The organism is Flavobacterium sp. (genome assembly GCF_036405015.1).
GTDB lineage: Bacteria > Bacteroidota > Bacteroidia > Flavobacteriales > Flavobacteriaceae > Flavobacterium.
This window is the reverse complement of sequence record NZ_DASWYK010000153.1, coordinates 1-16,496: the sequence shown is the minus strand read 5'-3', so window position 1 is coordinate 16,496 and position 16,496 is coordinate 1. Positions and strand designations below refer to the sequence as shown.

At 32.6% G+C, this 16,496-nt stretch carries 15 protein-coding genes; 8 read left to right on the top strand and 7 right to left on the bottom strand.

Going from position 1 to position 16,496, the window contains the following annotated elements; genetic code table 11:
• Positions 1-2 precede the first annotated feature (2 nt).
• From VGE71_RS12105 to VGE71_RS12095, 3 genes are all read left to right on the top strand, one after another.
• On the top strand, positions 3-1,394 hold the full coding sequence (locus VGE71_RS12105; RefSeq protein WP_331138569.1) for an NADH-quinone oxidoreductase subunit N: 1,392 nt from the start codon (positions 3-5) through the stop codon (positions 1,392-1,394).
• A gap of 160 nt (positions 1,395-1,554) precedes the next feature.
• On the top strand, positions 1,555-2,328 hold the full coding sequence (locus VGE71_RS12100) for a Bax inhibitor-1/YccA family protein (protein ID WP_331138568.1): 774 nt from the start codon (positions 1,555-1,557) through the stop codon (positions 2,326-2,328).
• 349 nt (positions 2,329-2,677) lie between these two features.
• Entirely contained in the window at positions 2,678-5,152 is a 2,475-nt protein-coding gene (locus tag VGE71_RS12095) for a T9SS type A sorting domain-containing protein (protein WP_331138567.1), read from the top strand.
• Between the two features lie 82 nt (positions 5,153-5,234).
• Here VGE71_RS12095 and VGE71_RS12090 read toward each other — a convergent pair whose 3' ends face one another.
• The 5 genes from VGE71_RS12090 to VGE71_RS12070 all read right to left on the bottom strand — a co-directional run bounded on the left by VGE71_RS12090 (position 5,235) and on the right by VGE71_RS12070 (position 9,745).
• A complete protein-coding gene (locus VGE71_RS12090) occupies positions 5,235-5,636 on the bottom strand; it encodes a hypothetical protein (RefSeq protein WP_331138566.1) in 402 nt (133 codons plus the stop codon).
• On the bottom strand, positions 5,620-6,183 hold the full coding sequence (locus VGE71_RS12085; RefSeq protein WP_331138565.1) for a LemA family protein: 564 nt from the start codon (positions 6,181-6,183) through the stop codon (positions 5,620-5,622). Before VGE71_RS12085 ends, VGE71_RS12090 begins: the two co-directional genes overlap by 17 nt.
• Before the next feature lie 6 nt (positions 6,184-6,189).
• On the bottom strand, positions 6,190-7,233 hold the full coding sequence (locus VGE71_RS12080; protein WP_331138564.1) for a hypothetical protein: 1,044 nt from the start codon (positions 7,231-7,233) through the stop codon (positions 6,190-6,192).
• A 17-nt stretch (positions 7,234-7,250) separates the two neighbouring features.
• Positions 7,251-8,063, bottom strand: a complete 813-nt coding sequence (locus VGE71_RS12075) for a hypothetical protein (RefSeq protein WP_331138563.1) — start codon at positions 8,061-8,063, stop codon at positions 7,251-7,253.
• 128 nt (positions 8,064-8,191) lie between these two features.
• A complete protein-coding gene (locus VGE71_RS12070) occupies positions 8,192-9,745 on the bottom strand; it encodes an aldehyde dehydrogenase family protein (RefSeq protein ID WP_331138562.1) in 1,554 nt (517 codons plus the stop codon).
• 184 nt (positions 9,746-9,929) lie between these two features.
• Here VGE71_RS12070 and VGE71_RS12065 point away from each other — a divergent pair, with 184 nt between their 5' ends.
• A complete protein-coding gene (locus VGE71_RS12065; RefSeq protein ID WP_331138587.1) occupies positions 9,930-10,886 on the top strand; it encodes a 3',5'-cyclic-nucleotide phosphodiesterase in 957 nt (318 codons plus the stop codon).
• Between the two features lie 209 nt (positions 10,887-11,095).
• On the opposite strand, the gene VGE71_RS12060 is transcribed toward VGE71_RS12065, so the two are convergent.
• Positions 11,096-11,635: a 3-hydroxyanthranilate 3,4-dioxygenase gene (locus tag VGE71_RS12060; protein ID WP_331138561.1), complete on the bottom strand. Its 540-nt coding sequence runs from the start codon at positions 11,633-11,635 to the stop codon at positions 11,096-11,098.
• Between the two features lie 138 nt (positions 11,636-11,773).
• On the bottom strand, positions 11,774-12,871 hold the full coding sequence (locus VGE71_RS12055; RefSeq protein WP_331138560.1) for an endonuclease/exonuclease/phosphatase family protein: 1,098 nt from the start codon (positions 12,869-12,871) through the stop codon (positions 11,774-11,776).
• 136 nt (positions 12,872-13,007) lie between these two features.
• Between VGE71_RS12055 and VGE71_RS12050 the strand changes: the two genes are divergently transcribed.
• The 4 genes from VGE71_RS12050 to VGE71_RS12035 all read left to right on the top strand — a co-directional run bounded on the left by VGE71_RS12050 (position 13,008) and on the right by VGE71_RS12035 (position 16,437).
• Positions 13,008-14,096, top strand: a complete 1,089-nt coding sequence (locus VGE71_RS12050) for a serine hydrolase domain-containing protein (RefSeq protein WP_331138559.1) — start codon at positions 13,008-13,010, stop codon at positions 14,094-14,096.
• Positions 14,097-14,244: 148 nt separating this feature from the next.
• Complete coding sequence (locus VGE71_RS12045) at positions 14,245-15,144, top strand: LD-carboxypeptidase (protein WP_331138558.1); 900 nt, start codon at positions 14,245-14,247, stop codon at positions 15,142-15,144.
• Positions 15,145-15,287: 143 nt separating this feature from the next.
• The gene (locus VGE71_RS12040) at positions 15,288-15,659 is read left to right on the top strand and encodes a YraN family protein (protein ID WP_331138557.1); all 372 of its coding nucleotides are present in this window, start codon (positions 15,288-15,290) and stop codon (positions 15,657-15,659) included.
• Positions 15,660-15,780: 121 nt separating this feature from the next.
• A complete protein-coding gene (locus VGE71_RS12035) occupies positions 15,781-16,437 on the top strand; it encodes a hypothetical protein (protein ID WP_008466087.1) in 657 nt (218 codons plus the stop codon).
• The last annotated feature ends 59 nt before the right edge of the window (positions 16,438-16,496 follow it).

Genomic DNA, 16,496 nt, shown 5'->3' with positions numbered 1-16,496 from the left:
AAATGAATACATTAATAGCTATAACAGGATTGGGTATTTTCTGCCTATTGTTTGAAATTCTTAATTTAAGAAAGGCCATTGTTCCTATTACCATTTTGGGTTTAATAGGTGTATTGGCACTTAATTACTGTGAATTTGGAGCAGAACAAAGTTATTACAACAATATGATAGCAGTGAGCAAGTTTTCTACGGCTTTTTCATCGTTGTTTATCGTTTTGACTATTTTCCTTGTAGCATTAAGCCATAATTTTTACCAAAATCATCCAACGAAAATTTCAGATTATGTTGCCATTAAAGTTTTCTTATTGGCTGGAGCTGTTGCCATGGTTTCTTTCGGAAATTTAGCCATGTTTTTCTTAGGAATTGAAATCTTATCTATCGCATTATATGTACTTGCTGCAAGTGATCGTTTGAACATCAAAAGTAACGAAGCCGGAATGAAATATTTCCTAATGGGATCTTTTGCTTCTGGAATTATCCTTTTTGGAATCTGTTTGATTTACGGTGCTATGGGAAGTTTCGATATTAGTGACATTCACGAAAGTGCACTTTCTGCAGAATTACCGATCTGGTTTCCAATCGGAATGATTTTAATGATTGTTGGAATGTTGTTTAAAGTTGCTGCAGTTCCTTTCCACTTCTGGGCTCCAGACGTTTACGAAGGTTCTCCTGCCTTAACAACTGCTTTAATGAGTACATTGGCAAAAGTGGTAGCAATTGCAACTTTATTTAAATTGGTTTCAGGTATGAACTTAATTGCTTCATTAGAAAACCAAGACCTTTTACACACATTTGAAATTATTGTAGTTATTCTTTCTATTGCTTCTATGTCTGTTGGTAATATTATGGCATTAAGACAAGTAAACGTAAAACGTATGCTTGCTTTCTCTGGAATCTCTCATGCAGGTTTCATGTTAATGACATTATTAACGGTTTCTGCTTCTGCAGGCGTTTTATTATACTATACTGCTGCTTACGCATTAGCCGGAATTGCTGCTTTCAGTGTAATTTTATATGTATGCAGAGATCAAGATAATGAAGATATTACAAACTTCCACGGTTTAGGAAAAACAAATCCGCTATTGGCTGCTGTTCTTACAGCTTCATTATTGTCAATGGCTGGGATTCCAATTTTCTCTGGATTCTTTGCTAAATTATTCTTATTCAATCAAACAATTCAGGCTGGGTATATTGGTTTAGTAATCGTTGCTGTCATCAACTCTATCATTAGTGTTGGATATTATTTCAAACTAATTATTGCAATGTATTCTAAAGAACCAAATCAGGAAAGAACAGGAAAACCTTTTCTTATTTATGCTACAGCTGTAGTATCAATTGTTTTAAATATCGCATTAGGTCTATTTCCATCATTAGTTTTAGACTTATTGAAATAAGATAATTTATAAAATCAAAATAATAGAAAATCCATCAAATTAAGTTTTGGTGGATTTTTTTATAGAAATAAAGAAGAGAAATTCATGTTAAAAATTTCTTCTATACAATTGCACTTCAAAAAATCTCCATATATTTGAGTTCAATTAAATGTATTAAATTATGAACTTTAATTCAAAAAATCCATTTTTAAACAGTAAGCGTTTTTCATCTAATGCTGAACCAAGAACTGAAGTACACCAAGCTCAGATTATTGATTACAATCAGGAAATGACGGTGTCTGGAACAATTAACAAAACAGCAATCTTATTCCTTATTTTATGTGGCGCTGCTATGGTAACATGGTGGATGGCTTTTAATGGAATGAATCCAATGCTGCCTACAATTGGAGGTGCAATTATTGGTTTTATCTTAGTATTAGTCTCTTCGTTTAAACCACAGCTGTCTCCTTACCTAGCTCCTGGATATGCTTTATTTGAAGGATTGTTCATAGGAGGAATTTCTGCTATATTTGAATTAAAATTTCCAGGAATTGTAATCAATGCAGTTGGAGCAACTCTTGTTACGTTCTTAGTTTGTCTTGGTTTATATAAATTCAGAATCGTTAAAGTGACAGAACAATTCAAATCTGTTGTTGTCGCTGCGACGTTAGCAATTGCAACTTATTATTTAATCTCTTGGATTGTTTCAATGTTTGCATCAAGTTATGTTCCTGTTCATTACGGAAATTCTATGATGAGCATTGGTATCAGCGTTTTTGTTATCATTATAGCTGCTCTTAACCTTTTCTTAGATTTTGATTTAATTGAAAAAGGAGCAAGAGAAAAAATGCCAAAATTCATGGAATGGTATGGAGCAATGGGATTAATGATTACTTTAGTTTGGTTGTATATCGAATTCCTAAGACTTTTATCAAAACTATCCAGCAGAGACTAATTGTCCTAAATATAAAATTGAAGCCCTTTTGAGTAAAATCAAAAGGGCTTTTTTTATGTTTTTTATTAAAAATTTTCTACTAAAGAATTTCTAAGAAATTATATCAAAGAAATTCAATAAGTGATGCAAAAAGTCTGTGAATCCCACTGTTTTATAGATATGTAATAAATTACATAAAAATGCAATTTATTACATAATAAGCAAATAAAAACATATATTTTTACACTATACACTTATTTATGTTAAAAATATTAAGAATTCAAAAATTTTACATAAATTCGTGTAATCGATTACAATGAATCGTAAAAACCACAAAAAACCACTTATTAACTTTCTAACTTAAACAACAATGAAAAAAAAATTACTCATTCTAATCTTTTTTTGCACAGTCCTGCAATCATGGGCGCAGCAAATTACCGAAGCTAAAGGCTGGCTTGAATCTGCTTTTGTAAAATGGACACCTGTTTCTGGTGCAGATAGTTATAATGTATATTACACAGGAGGAGGACAAACAAACAAAAAAATTGATAATGAATTAATCCGCAATTATGGTTCTTACTTTCGCGCTGATGTACCTGGACTTTCAGCAGGAAATTATACCCTTACTATTAAACCTATTACAGCTGGAACAGAAGGAACAGGATCTACAACTTCTAGTTTAATGGTGTTGTCACACGATCGAAGTGGTTTTGCCTTTGCCAATTCTCGCATACCTGGTGCTTATAAAGCAAATGGTACTCCAAAAGATAATGCCGTAATAATCTACATTACACAGCAAACCAAAAATACAGTTTCGTTAAATGTTACAGGAGCAACTACAAATCCATGTGTTGGATTACAAACTATTTTGGATGGATTTAAAAAAGGAAGTGATACAAGACCATTAATCATCCGTATGATTGGCCAGATAACTGATTTATCTTATATGTTAAATGGAGATTTAGTCATTGAAAACAAAAAGAATGCTAATGCTTATATTACATTAGAAGGAATAGGAAACGATGCCACTGCAGACGGATGGGGAATAAGAGTTAAAAATGCTTCTAATATTGAAATTAGAAACATTGGAATTATGAATTGCGACAGTGACGAAGCCGACAATATAGGATTACAACAAGACAATGATTATGTTTGGGTTCACAATTGCGATTTCTTTTATGGAAAACCTGGAAAAGATGCTGACCAGATAAAAGGAGATGGAGCATTGGACTGTAAAAAATCAACTTACGTAACTTTTTCATACAATCATTTTTGGGATTCAGGAAAATGCAATCTTTTAGGATTAAGTGAAGCAACTACTGAAGGTTTGTACATTACATATCATCATAATTGGTACGATCACTCCGATTCACGACATCCTCGTGTTCGTTATTATTCTGCTCACGTTTACAACAATTATTACGATGGAAATTCTAAATATGGCGTTGGTTCAACTCTTGGATCATCCGTTTTTGTTGAAGCTAATTATTTCAGAAACTGTAAATATCCAATGTTGACTTCTATGCAGGGAACAGATATTTTTTATGGAACTGGCGGAACATTTTCAAGTGAAGATGGTGGAACAATAAAAGCTTTTAACAATGAAATGAGCGGGCAAACGAGATTTGTAGGTTACAACTCCTCTTCAAATCCAGTTGAGTTTGATGCCTATATTGCTTCGACAAGAAACGAAACAATAAGCAGCAGTATTACATCTAAAAAAGGAGCCAAAGCCTATAACAATTTTGATACGAATTCAAGTATCATGTATGCTTACACACCAGATAGCCCTGAAACAGCCAAAACAAATGTAATGCTTTATGCTGGCCGTATTTCTGGAGGCGATTTTCAATGGACATTTAATAATGCTACAGATGATACATCAGACGCTGTAAATACTGGTCTTCAAACTAAATTATTAAGCTATCAAACAAGTTTAGTTAATGTGCAAGGCGAAACTCCTGCTACACAAAACGGACAAACTTTAACCACCGAAACAGATAACAACCAAACTGTAAGTACTGGCACTGCAATAGAACCAATGATTTTCACTTGGGGAGGAGATGCTACAAACGCTACAGTTACAGGATTACCTGCTTCAGGCATAAGTTTTGTAAAAAATACAACAGACAAAACCATCACAATTTCAGGCACTCCAACTGCTAATGTATCTTTTTCAATTGCCACTAGCGGAACAAGCGGATCACCTGCAAATGCTACTGGAACCATAACTGTTGAAGGTACTCCTGTGACTCCTCCTGGAGATCAAATACACAATTTTACTATATCTGGTACAAATAGTCAATTTTACACTATTAGTGGAAATCTGGCAACAAATAAAGGAACTGTAACTTATGAAGGATTAACTCTTACACAGTGTTTAAAACTTGAAAGCTCGACAAGCATAACTTATACAACGACTCAGACAAGTACTCTAACTTTGGTATTAGTTGAAGCTGCAGGAACCGCAAAAATTGATGGAACAAATTATACTGCAACAGCAGGAATAATTACAGTGAATCTTCCTGCAGGAAATCATACCATATTAAAAAAAGACACCGCAAATCTTTTTTATATGAAAACAACTTATAGCGGAACTTTAAAAGTAGATCAACATACTGAAGTACAACGATTACTTCTTTATCCAAATCCGGTTGCAAATCAAATGCATATTTCTAGTGACAATGTCCAAAAAGTTGAAATCTATAATATGCTTGGAACTTTAGTAAAAACCGTTGAAAAAAATACAGAATCAATTGATATGAGTCATTTATCTTCTGGTCAATACATCGTTAAAATACAAACAAACGACGGCAGTGTTACCAGAAAAATTATGAAAAAATAACCTCAATTCCTCTTTCCAAAAAAAATAGGTTGTCATAAAAAACAGCCTATTTTTTTTATTCTAAAAGTATAAATACTGTACTTTATCTATTCCTATTTCTAAATTCTTGTTGTTCACTCATCTTATTAAATTCTCTGAAAAAACTTTTAATCGTTTCCAGATTAAATATTACAAACAAAAGCATTCCGAGGAAAATAGCAATCCAGCTGTATACCATTTTTACACCTGAAACCTCTGAAGCAACCACGTAAAAAATAATTGTTGGAAATATTGCCACCAATATCGTCAAACCTAATGTTAACATTAAAGGATTAATAAAAAAACTGTTCACTGAATTTAATCCTACCTTTCGTAAAACAATAGCCAAAATCAACAAGCCAACAATTCCAAAAATTATAGTGGCAAAACCATAAATCAGCACTTGATCACTTAGCGCATTAATTTCATGTTCGTAACCAAAAAAAGTATTAAAACTGAATTCCATCGTATTTCTTTTCTTCTGGTGTTACATCAAATAATGACTTCGTTTTATAGCCCAACATTCTAGCTAAAATAAAATTCGGAAACTCCTCTATTCCAACATTATATAAGTTTATGCTATCATTAAAAAATTCTCTTCGATCGGCGATTTTATCTTCCATTTGAGAAACTCTTTTTTGCAATTCAAGGAAATTACTATTGGATGCCAGCGTCGGATAATTTTCTGAAACCGCAAATAAGCTTTTCATTGATTTCGAAAATTCATTCGCATTCTCTATTTTTTCTTCTACTGTTTTAGCATTCAAAAAATCGGTTCTCAATTTGGTCAAATTGGTAAGCATTGCTGTTTCATGTTCCATAAATTTAGAAACGACTTTTACTAATTCGGGAACTTCCTCTGCTCTTTGCATCAAAATAACATCGATATTTCTAAAAGCTTTTTCGTAATTGTTTTTTAAGGCAACCAGCTTATTATAGATTCTGATAAAAAAATTAAAGAATATAAAAATCAGAATGATTCCAGCAATTAATGCGATGGTTTGAATAGTCATAATTTCTTAATTTAAAATAATAAAAAGGAGTAGCAGTGAAATAAAAAATAATGTCGCTAAAAACGAATCCAACAATGGTTTGTACTTATTTCTGAATGAAATACTTCTGGGTATAGCAATACCAAATACAGTATCAGAACTTCCTTTCTGAATAATTGTATCTCCGTTATCCGAGGTTGCATTTCCTATCAAAAGCATATAATCATTAGGTTGTAAATATGTTTCACTGTATCTCATCTTCCCTCCCGCTTGTTTGTCAACACGATCAAAATAAAATTCCAAGCCTTCACCATCAACTACTACAGATCCTGTTTCGTCTTTGATTTTAAACTTTCCAGTTTTACATTCTGTAAAAACAGTGCTGTAAGTTGTTCTTCCATCATCATCACGAGGACTTTCTTTTTCGATTTTATAAAAATAACCTATACACGGTTTACTAAAATAAGGCGAAATAATAGGCTCGATTTGTTCTAAATCACCTTCAACTTCAACCTGTCCCATTGCAAGAGCATTTACTTTAGAGGTCGGCAAAATAGACTGCAAACGCATGAATTTACTTTTATTACTTGGAAAAAAAATACTCTTGATTAGAATAAAACCAGGAATAAGTAAAAAAAGAAGTTTCAGGTTTTCTGTCTTAGCAAGTAGAATAAAAGTCCCGAAGATTCCTGCGAAAACTAAAAGTCCCAACATCTTTTCTTTAAATGTTGTTTTAGGAATATTATGTTTACGATTGAATTTTTCTCTTTCTATTTTTTCCTCTTTACTACTTCTAATACCAGAAAAAATCATTCCGATTATACCAAAGAAAAAAACAGACACAAATAAAAGCAACAGAACCGGAAGTGGCAACCTGTCATCAATAAAAAAACTAACGCCAATTAGCAAAGGACATACCGCAAAGAAAAGCCAATTTGGGAATTTCAAATTGAATAATCCACCAAAAATAATCGTTAGAAACAAGGCAATCCCCATGCTAAAAAGCATCAAAAAAATCAGCATTCCAACATCAGTCTTGTTTTGACCCAAAAACTCTAAAAGTTCATTCATATATTAAAAATTCTTTGTTAGAAGACGATTTCAATTTCTTTAGAAAGTAATCTTCTAATTCTATTTTTCTCTTGATCCGAAATTGGATTATTTCTCAAATCTATTCCGATAAGAAACTGTAATTTATTAATTTCATTTGGAATTTCGCTAATCTCGTTATTACTTAAAGTTAAGAACTTCAAATTTCTGAACTTAAAAATCTCCTCTGGAAACACTTTTAATTTGGAATCTGTCAAATCCAATTCTATCACAAATTCAGGTTTTAGTTTTGCATTTTCCAGATCATAAAATGTTGTTTTTTCTTTCTTCTTCTCTTCCTTATTTCGATTTAAAAGACCTATTCCAGCCAGAATTAATGAGGCGATAAAAAAGATACACAAGAAAGCAACCCACACCGGATCTCCTTGTTTTTCGGTTGTAAAAAGTCTTTGATAAACATAGAATGCCATTCCAAAAAATAAGACTAAAAACAAACCTAAAAATATCAGGCCTAGTAGATATTTTAAAACTGTAAAAATGAGTTTCTTTACATTCGTTGTGTTTTTTGCCAACATAAAATACGCCACTAAACCAAATATAAAAACCCAAAAAACGACCATGCCAATTTTGGCAGTTTCATTACCATTTTCAATAATTGAAAAAGTAAAAAAGGTCGGAAACATCAGAACAAACCAAATTAAAAGCGCCGTCAGTCCAAATGAAAAACAACCTAACTTTTCCCCTTTTTTAGAAGATCTGAGCCATAAATAAGCCAACAGAAAAGATAAAAGCAGCACTCCTATAAATCCGTATCCGAAAGGAGTAAGTCCGGCTAAAAAAAATAAAGTCATTTGTTTTTAAGTATCGATTAAATTCTTGGCAAATAGAAATTAAAAATAAAAATACTACAAATTGAAGCATAAAAAAAAACGCTTTCTCAAAAATTGAAAAAGCGGTCTATAAATTTTAGATTCTAATTTTACAAGTCAAATTTAATTCCTTGTGCCAAAGGAAGATTGGTTGTATAGTTAATTGTGTTGGTCTGACGTCGCATATAGATTTTCCAAGCATCAGATCCTGATTCTCGTCCGCCTCCGGTTTCTTTTTCTCCACCAAAAGCACCTCCAATTTCAGCTCCCGAAGTTCCAATATTTACATTCGCAATTCCACAATCTGAACCTGTTGCAGATAAGAATCTTTCGGCTTCACGTAAATTATTCGTCATAATTGCCGACGATAATCCTTGGGCAACACCGTTCTGAAGTTCGATTGCATTATCCACTTCGCCTGAATATTTAAGTAGGTATAAAACCGGAGCAAATGTCTCGTGTTGTACGATTTCAAATGAATTTTCAGCCTCTGCAATTGCTGGTTTTACATAACAGCCGCTTTCGTAACCTTGACCAGAAAGCACTCCGCCTTCAACTAAAATTTTTCCGCCTTCAGCAACCACTTTGTTTAAAGCAGCTGCGTACATTTCGACAGCGTGAACGTCAATTAATGGTCCAACATGATTGTTTTCGTCAAGCGGATTTCCGATTCGTAATTGTTTATAAGCTGCAATCAAAGCCTCTTTTACTTTATCATAAATACTTTCGTGAATAATCAATCTTCGTGTTGAAGTACAACGCTGACCAGCAGTTCCTACAGCTCCAAAAACAGCTCCAATAACAGTCATTTTTATATCTGCGTCTGGAGTTACGATAATGGCATTATTTCCTCCCAATTCTAATAAAGATTTACCCAATCTACCTGCAACAGTTTGTGCTACAATTTTACCCATTCTAGTGGAACCAGTTGCAGAAATAAGCGGAATACGAGTATCTGCAGTCAATAATTCACCTATTTTATAATCTCCGTTTATCAAACACGAAATTCCCTCTGGAAGATTGTTTTCTTTGATAACTTGAGCAATTATATTTTGACAGGCAATACCGCAAAGAGGTGTTTTTTCTGAAGGTTTCCAAACGCAAACATCACCAGAAATCCATGCTAAAGCAGTATTCCAAGACCAAACTGCTACAGGAAAATTAAAAGCCGAAATGATTCCAACAATTCCTAACGGATGATATTGCTCATACATACGGTGTCCCGGTCTTTCAGAATGCATCGACAATCCGTGTAATTGGCGCGATAATCCCACTGCAAAATCGCAGATATCAATCATTTCTTGAACTTCTCCAAAGCCTTCTTGCAATGATTTTCCCATTTCATAAGAAACCAATTTTCCAAGCGCTTCTTTATTTTGTCTCAATTTCTCTCCAAACTGACGCACAATTTCACCACGCTGTGGCGCAGGAATTAATCTGAATGCTTTAAAAGCTTCTGCTGCGGTCTGAATTACTTTCTCATAATCTTGAGCAGTCGACATTTTTACCGAAGCAATTAATTTTCCATCAACTGGAGAATAACTTTCTAAGATTTCTCCTGATGAAAAATTATTTGTTCCTGTTGATGTTCCTTCATTTATCGTTTTGATGCCCAATTTTTCCAGAGCTTCCTTCATTCCAAATTGCGATGCTATTGTTGTCATTGTAACTTTTTTAGTTAAAATTGTTATATTTTTTAATGTAAAGATATTCTTTTAGAAATTAATTTCAAATTGAAATGAATTCATAAACCAACGTAAATTTAAGGTTATTTCGCAGTATTAACAGAATTCAATCCTTATTTATTGGATTTATTTAATGAAATTTGCACTACTTAATATGAAAAACATGTCCATTTTCTCTCGTCTTTTGCTTTGTCTCTTATTTATTTCAACTACTCTTTTTGCACAAAAAGAAAAACCTTCTTTTCAGGTTGTTCCATTAGGTGTAAAAGGTGGTATTGATGAAAAAAATCTTTCTGCTTATTTGTTAGCACCTACAAACACAAAAGATTTTATTTGTCTTGATGCTGGAACTATAAATGCTGGAATTGAAAAAGCAAGCGAAAACAAAGTCTTTAAGATTTCAACAAGCGAAGTGTTACGCAAATACATCAAAGGCTATTTGATTTCTCATGCGCATCTGGATCATGTTTCGGGTTTAATCATCAACTCTCCTGCTGATTCTTCAAAAACAGTATATGCTACTGAAAAATGCATGGAAATGATGGAAAACCATTATTTCAACGATCAGACTTGGGCAAATTTTGGAGATGCAGGACCAGGTTTTCATATAAAAAAGTATCATTTTCAAACTTTAAATTTAGAGGAAGAAACTTCTCTTTCAAATACAAAAATGACAGTAAAAGCTTTTCCGCTAAGTCATGTTAACCCATTTGAAAGTACAGCATTTTTAATCAAGAATGAAGATTCTTATGCTTTATATTTAGGTGATACTGGACCAGATTCGGTAGAAAAAAGCAATAATCTTCGCAATTTATGGACTGTAATTGCTCCATTAGTTAAAGAGAAAAAATTAAAGGGAATTTTTATTGAAGTTTCCTTTCCAAATGAACAGCCAGATAAGTTTTTATTCGGTCATTTAACTCCAAATTATTTGATGAAAGAACTTCATGTTTTGGAAGATTTGGCTGGAAAAGGTGCTTTAGAAAACTTCAAAATCATTATTACGCATTTAAAACCGCCAGCTAAGAATATCGTTAAAATTAAAGAGCAATTAAAAAATCTAAATGACTTGAAGCTTAAGATTATTTATCCTGAGCAGGGAAAGAAGTTTGAATTATAATATTCTCAAAAGCAATATTCCGTAGGAATATCTCGTCGGTAGAAAAATAAACGTATTTCCAAAAAATCAATCGTTCCTACGGAACGTACATTTAGAATCTAAATTTTTATTCTACCGACCAAACATTCCTAACGGAATGAGCTGAATTCTAAAAAACCCAACAGGTTTTTAAAATCTGTCGGGTTTTCTATTTTATGTTTAATCGCAAATTATTTCTTAGCCACAAATCTAGGATCGGTTTCCATTACTGTTCCACAGTTATCACAAGTTCTTAATTCTTCTGAATTGTAAAAATGTTCGAAATGAGGAAGGAAATCTTTTTCAATATTATGAAGTTCAAAATAGACTTCGTACAATTTATGATTGCAGTTATCACAATGCCAAAGCAATCCATCTGTATAACCAAGTCCAGCACGTTTTCTTTCGATTACCAAACCAATTGAACCTTCTGAACGAACAGGCGAATGTGGCACTTTGGCAGGATGAAGATACATGTCTCCTGCATTTAGTTCCATTTCCTTGCGCTGACCATCTTCCTGAATTACGACTTTTATACTTCCTTCTAACTGATAAAAAAGTTCTTCTGTTTCATTATAATGATAATCTTTTCGGGCGTTTGGTCCTGCAACAATCATTACGATGTAATCGCCAGAATCAACATATAAATTTTTATTTCCAACGGGTGGTTTTAGTAATTGTCGGTTTTCTTCAATCCATTGCGTAAGATTGAAAGGTTTTGCTATAGCCATTTTTTTAAATACTAAATTTTGAAAAGCTAAGTTAATGAAAAGTTTTCAGTCTCAGTCGCAGTATTCAGTCTCAGAAAAACTGAAAACTACGACTGGACACTGCAACTGCGACTGAATACTGCAAATGCGACTAAATACTTACCTAAACTCTTTTACCAAATAAATATAAACTGGAAAATGATCGCTGAAACCGGCTTCCGCTACGGTATTTCGTAACGGATATCCTTTATATGGCCCAGAAGTCTGAACAAGATAAGGTTTATTGAAAATACCAGCTTTCCAAAAACTAAAAGTAGAAACATCAGATTTCAGAAATGTTTCTGTTATTATAATCTGATCGAAAATATTCCAGGAATCCCGAAAAGCAATCGTTCCCATTCCTTTATTGGCCAACTCTTCAAACGGATTAAAAACACCGAATTCTGGAACTTCAGCTTTTTTTCCTTTCGCGCCTAAAGCTATTTTTACACTATTATTTATGGGTCCATCATTCAAATCACCCATTGTCATCACTTTTGCAGCAGGATTGATCTGTTGTAAGGAATCAATAATTTTTCGATTTAATTTTCCAGCCGCTTCCCGAAACAAAGTTGTTGCTTTTTCGCCTCCAGATCGAGATGGCCAGTGGTTCACAATAATGTGTATTTCTTCATTTTCAAGAAAACCCGAAACTAAAAGCTGATCTCTTGTAAAAACACGATTATTATTTTCTTTTTTGATTTCGACTTCATCATCTAAAACTTCCAATTCTTCCTCTTTTTTCTGCATATTCTTTTTATAAATGATTAAAGGAATATTAGAAAATGACGTTGGTCTAAAATACTTTTTCTGATAAAGCAAAGCCACATCTATACCACGTTTATCTGGCGAATCAAAATGAATAATTCCAAAATCGAATTGCTGTAACTTAGGTTCTTTTATTAAATCTTCTAAAACTTCTCTGTTTTCAACTTCAGCACAACCCAATAAAACTGGAGCATTAGCATTTTCAGGAGTTCCAATTTCAGCAATTACCCTTGCGAGATTTTTTAATTTTTGTTCGTATTTTTCTTTTGTCCAATGTTGCGCTCCGTTTGGAGTCCATTCGTCATCATTCGTAAAAGAATCATCTATGGTGTCATACAAATTCTCAAAATTGTAAAATGCAGTGGTATGTATTTTGTATTTTTTAGATTGTGCATTGGCAATAGTACAGCAGAAAAGAAGGAAACTAAAAAGAGAAATTAAATGACGCATAATTATTTTCAATTAAAAAAATTCAATTTATAAAAAACAATTTAATTGTAAGAAATTTCTAAATATTTATTTACTGATTTTATTTTTTAAATTGATATTCTCACGTATCTTGCTACTTCAATTTCTGTTTCAAAAAATGAAAAAATTACTCTCTGTTTGCAGTTTACTTTTAATTTTTAACTTTTCTTATTCACAACAAATCAGCCAATTTGTTGATAGCATAAGAACAAAACATAATATTCCTGAAATTGCCTATGCCGTTGTTTCTTCTGATTCTGTTTTAGAAATTAATGCTTTTGGATATAAAAAAATCAATAGTCAATTAAAGGCTGAATTATCAGACCGATTTCGATTGGGCTCTCTCACCAAAACGATTACAAGCTATTTAGCAGCTATACTGGTTAAAGAAGGAAAGCTAAAATGGGAAACCAAATTTTTTGATTTATATCCAGAATTGAAAGCAAAAAGCAACCCCGCTTATTACGACTTTACGCTAAGAGATTTTATTACTTTTAGAGCACATATTCCGACTTGGTCTTATGGAAATGAAACGCCAACTCGAAAAGAAATTAAAGGTGATGATGCTGAACAACGTTATGAGTTTATCAAATGGTTTTTCAGACAAAACAATACTATTTCGCAAAAACAAGATGTTTACTGGTCAAATCCTAGCTATGTTGCAGCCGGACTTATGCTGGAAAAGGTAACAGGAAAAACCTATGAAATCTTAGTACAAGAATTAGGAAAAAATTTAAATATTGATTTTGAATTTGGTCAACCTAACCTAAAAGACAAAAATCAAACTTGGGGACACGATGAAAATCTAACTCCTGAAAAACCGGCTTTAAATTATAAATTAAACTGGCTTTCGTCTGCAGGAAATATCAATGTAACTCTACCTGATTATTGTAAATTTATCCAAATGCAACTGCAAGGGCTGCAGGGAAAATCAAAACTGTTTACTCAGGCAGAATTTAACTACATGCACTTTGGTCTTTCAGAATTTTCGTTTGGCTGGTATTCAGAACTTAATAAAAATAATGAGCAACAATATTCATTTCACAATGGAAATCCGGGAACATTTTTAACCAAAGTGTATATTTGTAAAGCTTCCAACAAAGCTTTTATTCTTTTTGCCAATATTCAGTCTGAAAAAGCTGATGAAGGATTAATTTTAATTTTAAAAGAATTAGAAACTAAATATGGATGCGCTCCGTTTTATTAAAACCGGAATTAAATAATGTATAATTTTAAGCAAAAAAGAAAAAATGAACATCAAGAGCTTTAAATACTTTCAAAAACACTTTTCTATTTATAAAGTCGCATTTCTTATTTTTGCTTTTCAGTCATTAACTTGTCAATCTCAACAAAACATGATAACACCACCTTATTTACAAAAAGGAGATACTGTAGCACTTTTGGCTACAGCCAGAAAAAATATCGACGATAATTTAAAACCAACCATAGATTTATTGCACAGTTGGGGATTAGAAGCCGTAATTGGAAGCACAATCGGATTAGATTATCACCAATTGGCTGGAACAGACGAACAAAGAGCTGCCGATTTTCAAAAGCAAATGGACAATCCAAATATCAAAGCTATCTGGTGTGTTCGTGGAGGTTATGGAACGGTTAGAATGCTTGATTTATTAGACTTTACCAAATTCAAACAAAATCCAAAATGGGTTATCGGATTTAGTGATGTAACTGTTCTTCACAATCATTTAAATACAATGGGTTATAAATCGCTTCACGCAATTATGCCTGTAACGGTTCCAAGAGCAACTCCAGATGCTGTAAGTTCATTAAAAGCAAGTTTGTTTGGTGAGCCTGTTTCTTATTCTATCAGCCCAAATCCGATGAATCGTTTAGGAAGTGCAACTGGAGAATTGGTTGGCGGTAATTTATCTATATTATACAGTTTATTAGGTTCTCCATCTGCAATTGACTGTAGAGACAAAATATTATTCATTGAAGATTTAGATGAATATCTGTACCATATTGACCGTATGATGATGAATCTTAAGCGCAACGGATGCATCGAAAATCTAAAAGGAATTATCATTGGAGGCATGACAAGCATGAAAGACAATGAAGTTCCGTGGGGAAAAAATGCTTTGGAAATTATTGATGATGTCACGAAAAAATACAATATTCCAGTAATTTTCAATTTCCCAGCAGGACATATTAGAGATAACAGAGCTTTAATTATGGGAAATACCGTTTCTGTAGAAGTTACCTCAACTGGAAGTACGGTTACTTTTAAAAGATAATACTATTCTATTCCTTTTTTAAGGAAATCTAACAATACCACATAAATATCGCAAAGACGCGAAGTCGCAAAGTACAGTTAAAACTTTGCAACTTCGCGTCTTTGCGTGCAAAAAACCTGAAACCTGAAACTTGAAACAAAAAAATGGCAGAACATAATGACTTAGGAAAATTAGGAGAAGATCTTGCCACGGCATATCTTGAAGAAAATGGATATAAAATTCTAGACCGAAACTACGTTTTTCAAAAGGCAGAAATAGATATAATTGCTCAAAAAGATTCGATTGTTGCAATTATTGAAGTTAAAACTCGTTCAAATTTAGATTTCGGTTCCCCAGAAGAATTTGTAAAACAAAAAAAGATTCAATTACTCATAAAAGCAGTAAATGCCTACATAAACGATAGGGAAAAGGATTTTGCTGAAGATTTCGAAGTGCGATTTGACATCATTGCCATCCATTTAACCTCCGAAACTACTGCAATTGAACATCTTACTGATGCATTTTATCACTTTTAACATATTTTTTTATTGTTATAATTGTAACAATTTGTTTTTTTATTTATATTTGCAGAGATTTATAACATCGCAATGTTAAATTAACAACCAACCGAATACACAAAAAAAAAAAAAAAGAATTATGAAAACTGTTTCTTCTATTGTAGAAAACTACATTAAAACAAAACCATTTTTATTGAATGCCCTCTCACTCGGAATTATTAACCTGACTTCACTTTCGCGCAATATTATGACCGAATTAGAAAGTGAGTTTGGCAAAGAAGTAAAACAAGGAGCTGTTGTAATGTCTTTAAAACGACTGACAGAAGAACTGGATTTTAAATTGAACCACAAAATCAATAAAGTAATTAAAAATATTGGTGAAATCACAGTTCGTTCTGAACTTACAGATTACACTTTTGCTGCTTCAGAAACTGTTTTAAACAAACAAGCAGATTTAATTTCTGATATTAACGCTTTATCTGATATTTTTTATACCTCCTCTCGTGGTGTAAACGAAACCAATATCGTTGTCAGCAGCAGTGTAAATCATTTAGTTGAAAAACACTTTATGAGAGAAAAATTAATCCAGAAATTAGATAATTTAGCTTCAATTACTGTAAAATTACCAAAAGAAAACATTGTAGTTCCTGGTATTTATTACTTCATTTTCCAGCGTTTGGCTTGGGAAGGAATTATTATTAATGAAGTAATTTCGACTTCTAATGAATTTACAATTTTAGTTGGAGAAGATCAGGTTGATGTTGCCTTTAAAGTAATTAAAGACCTGAAAAACTAATTCAGAAATCAACATTTACGAAATCAAATTAGAGTTTTTATACAACAAAAATCCTCTTA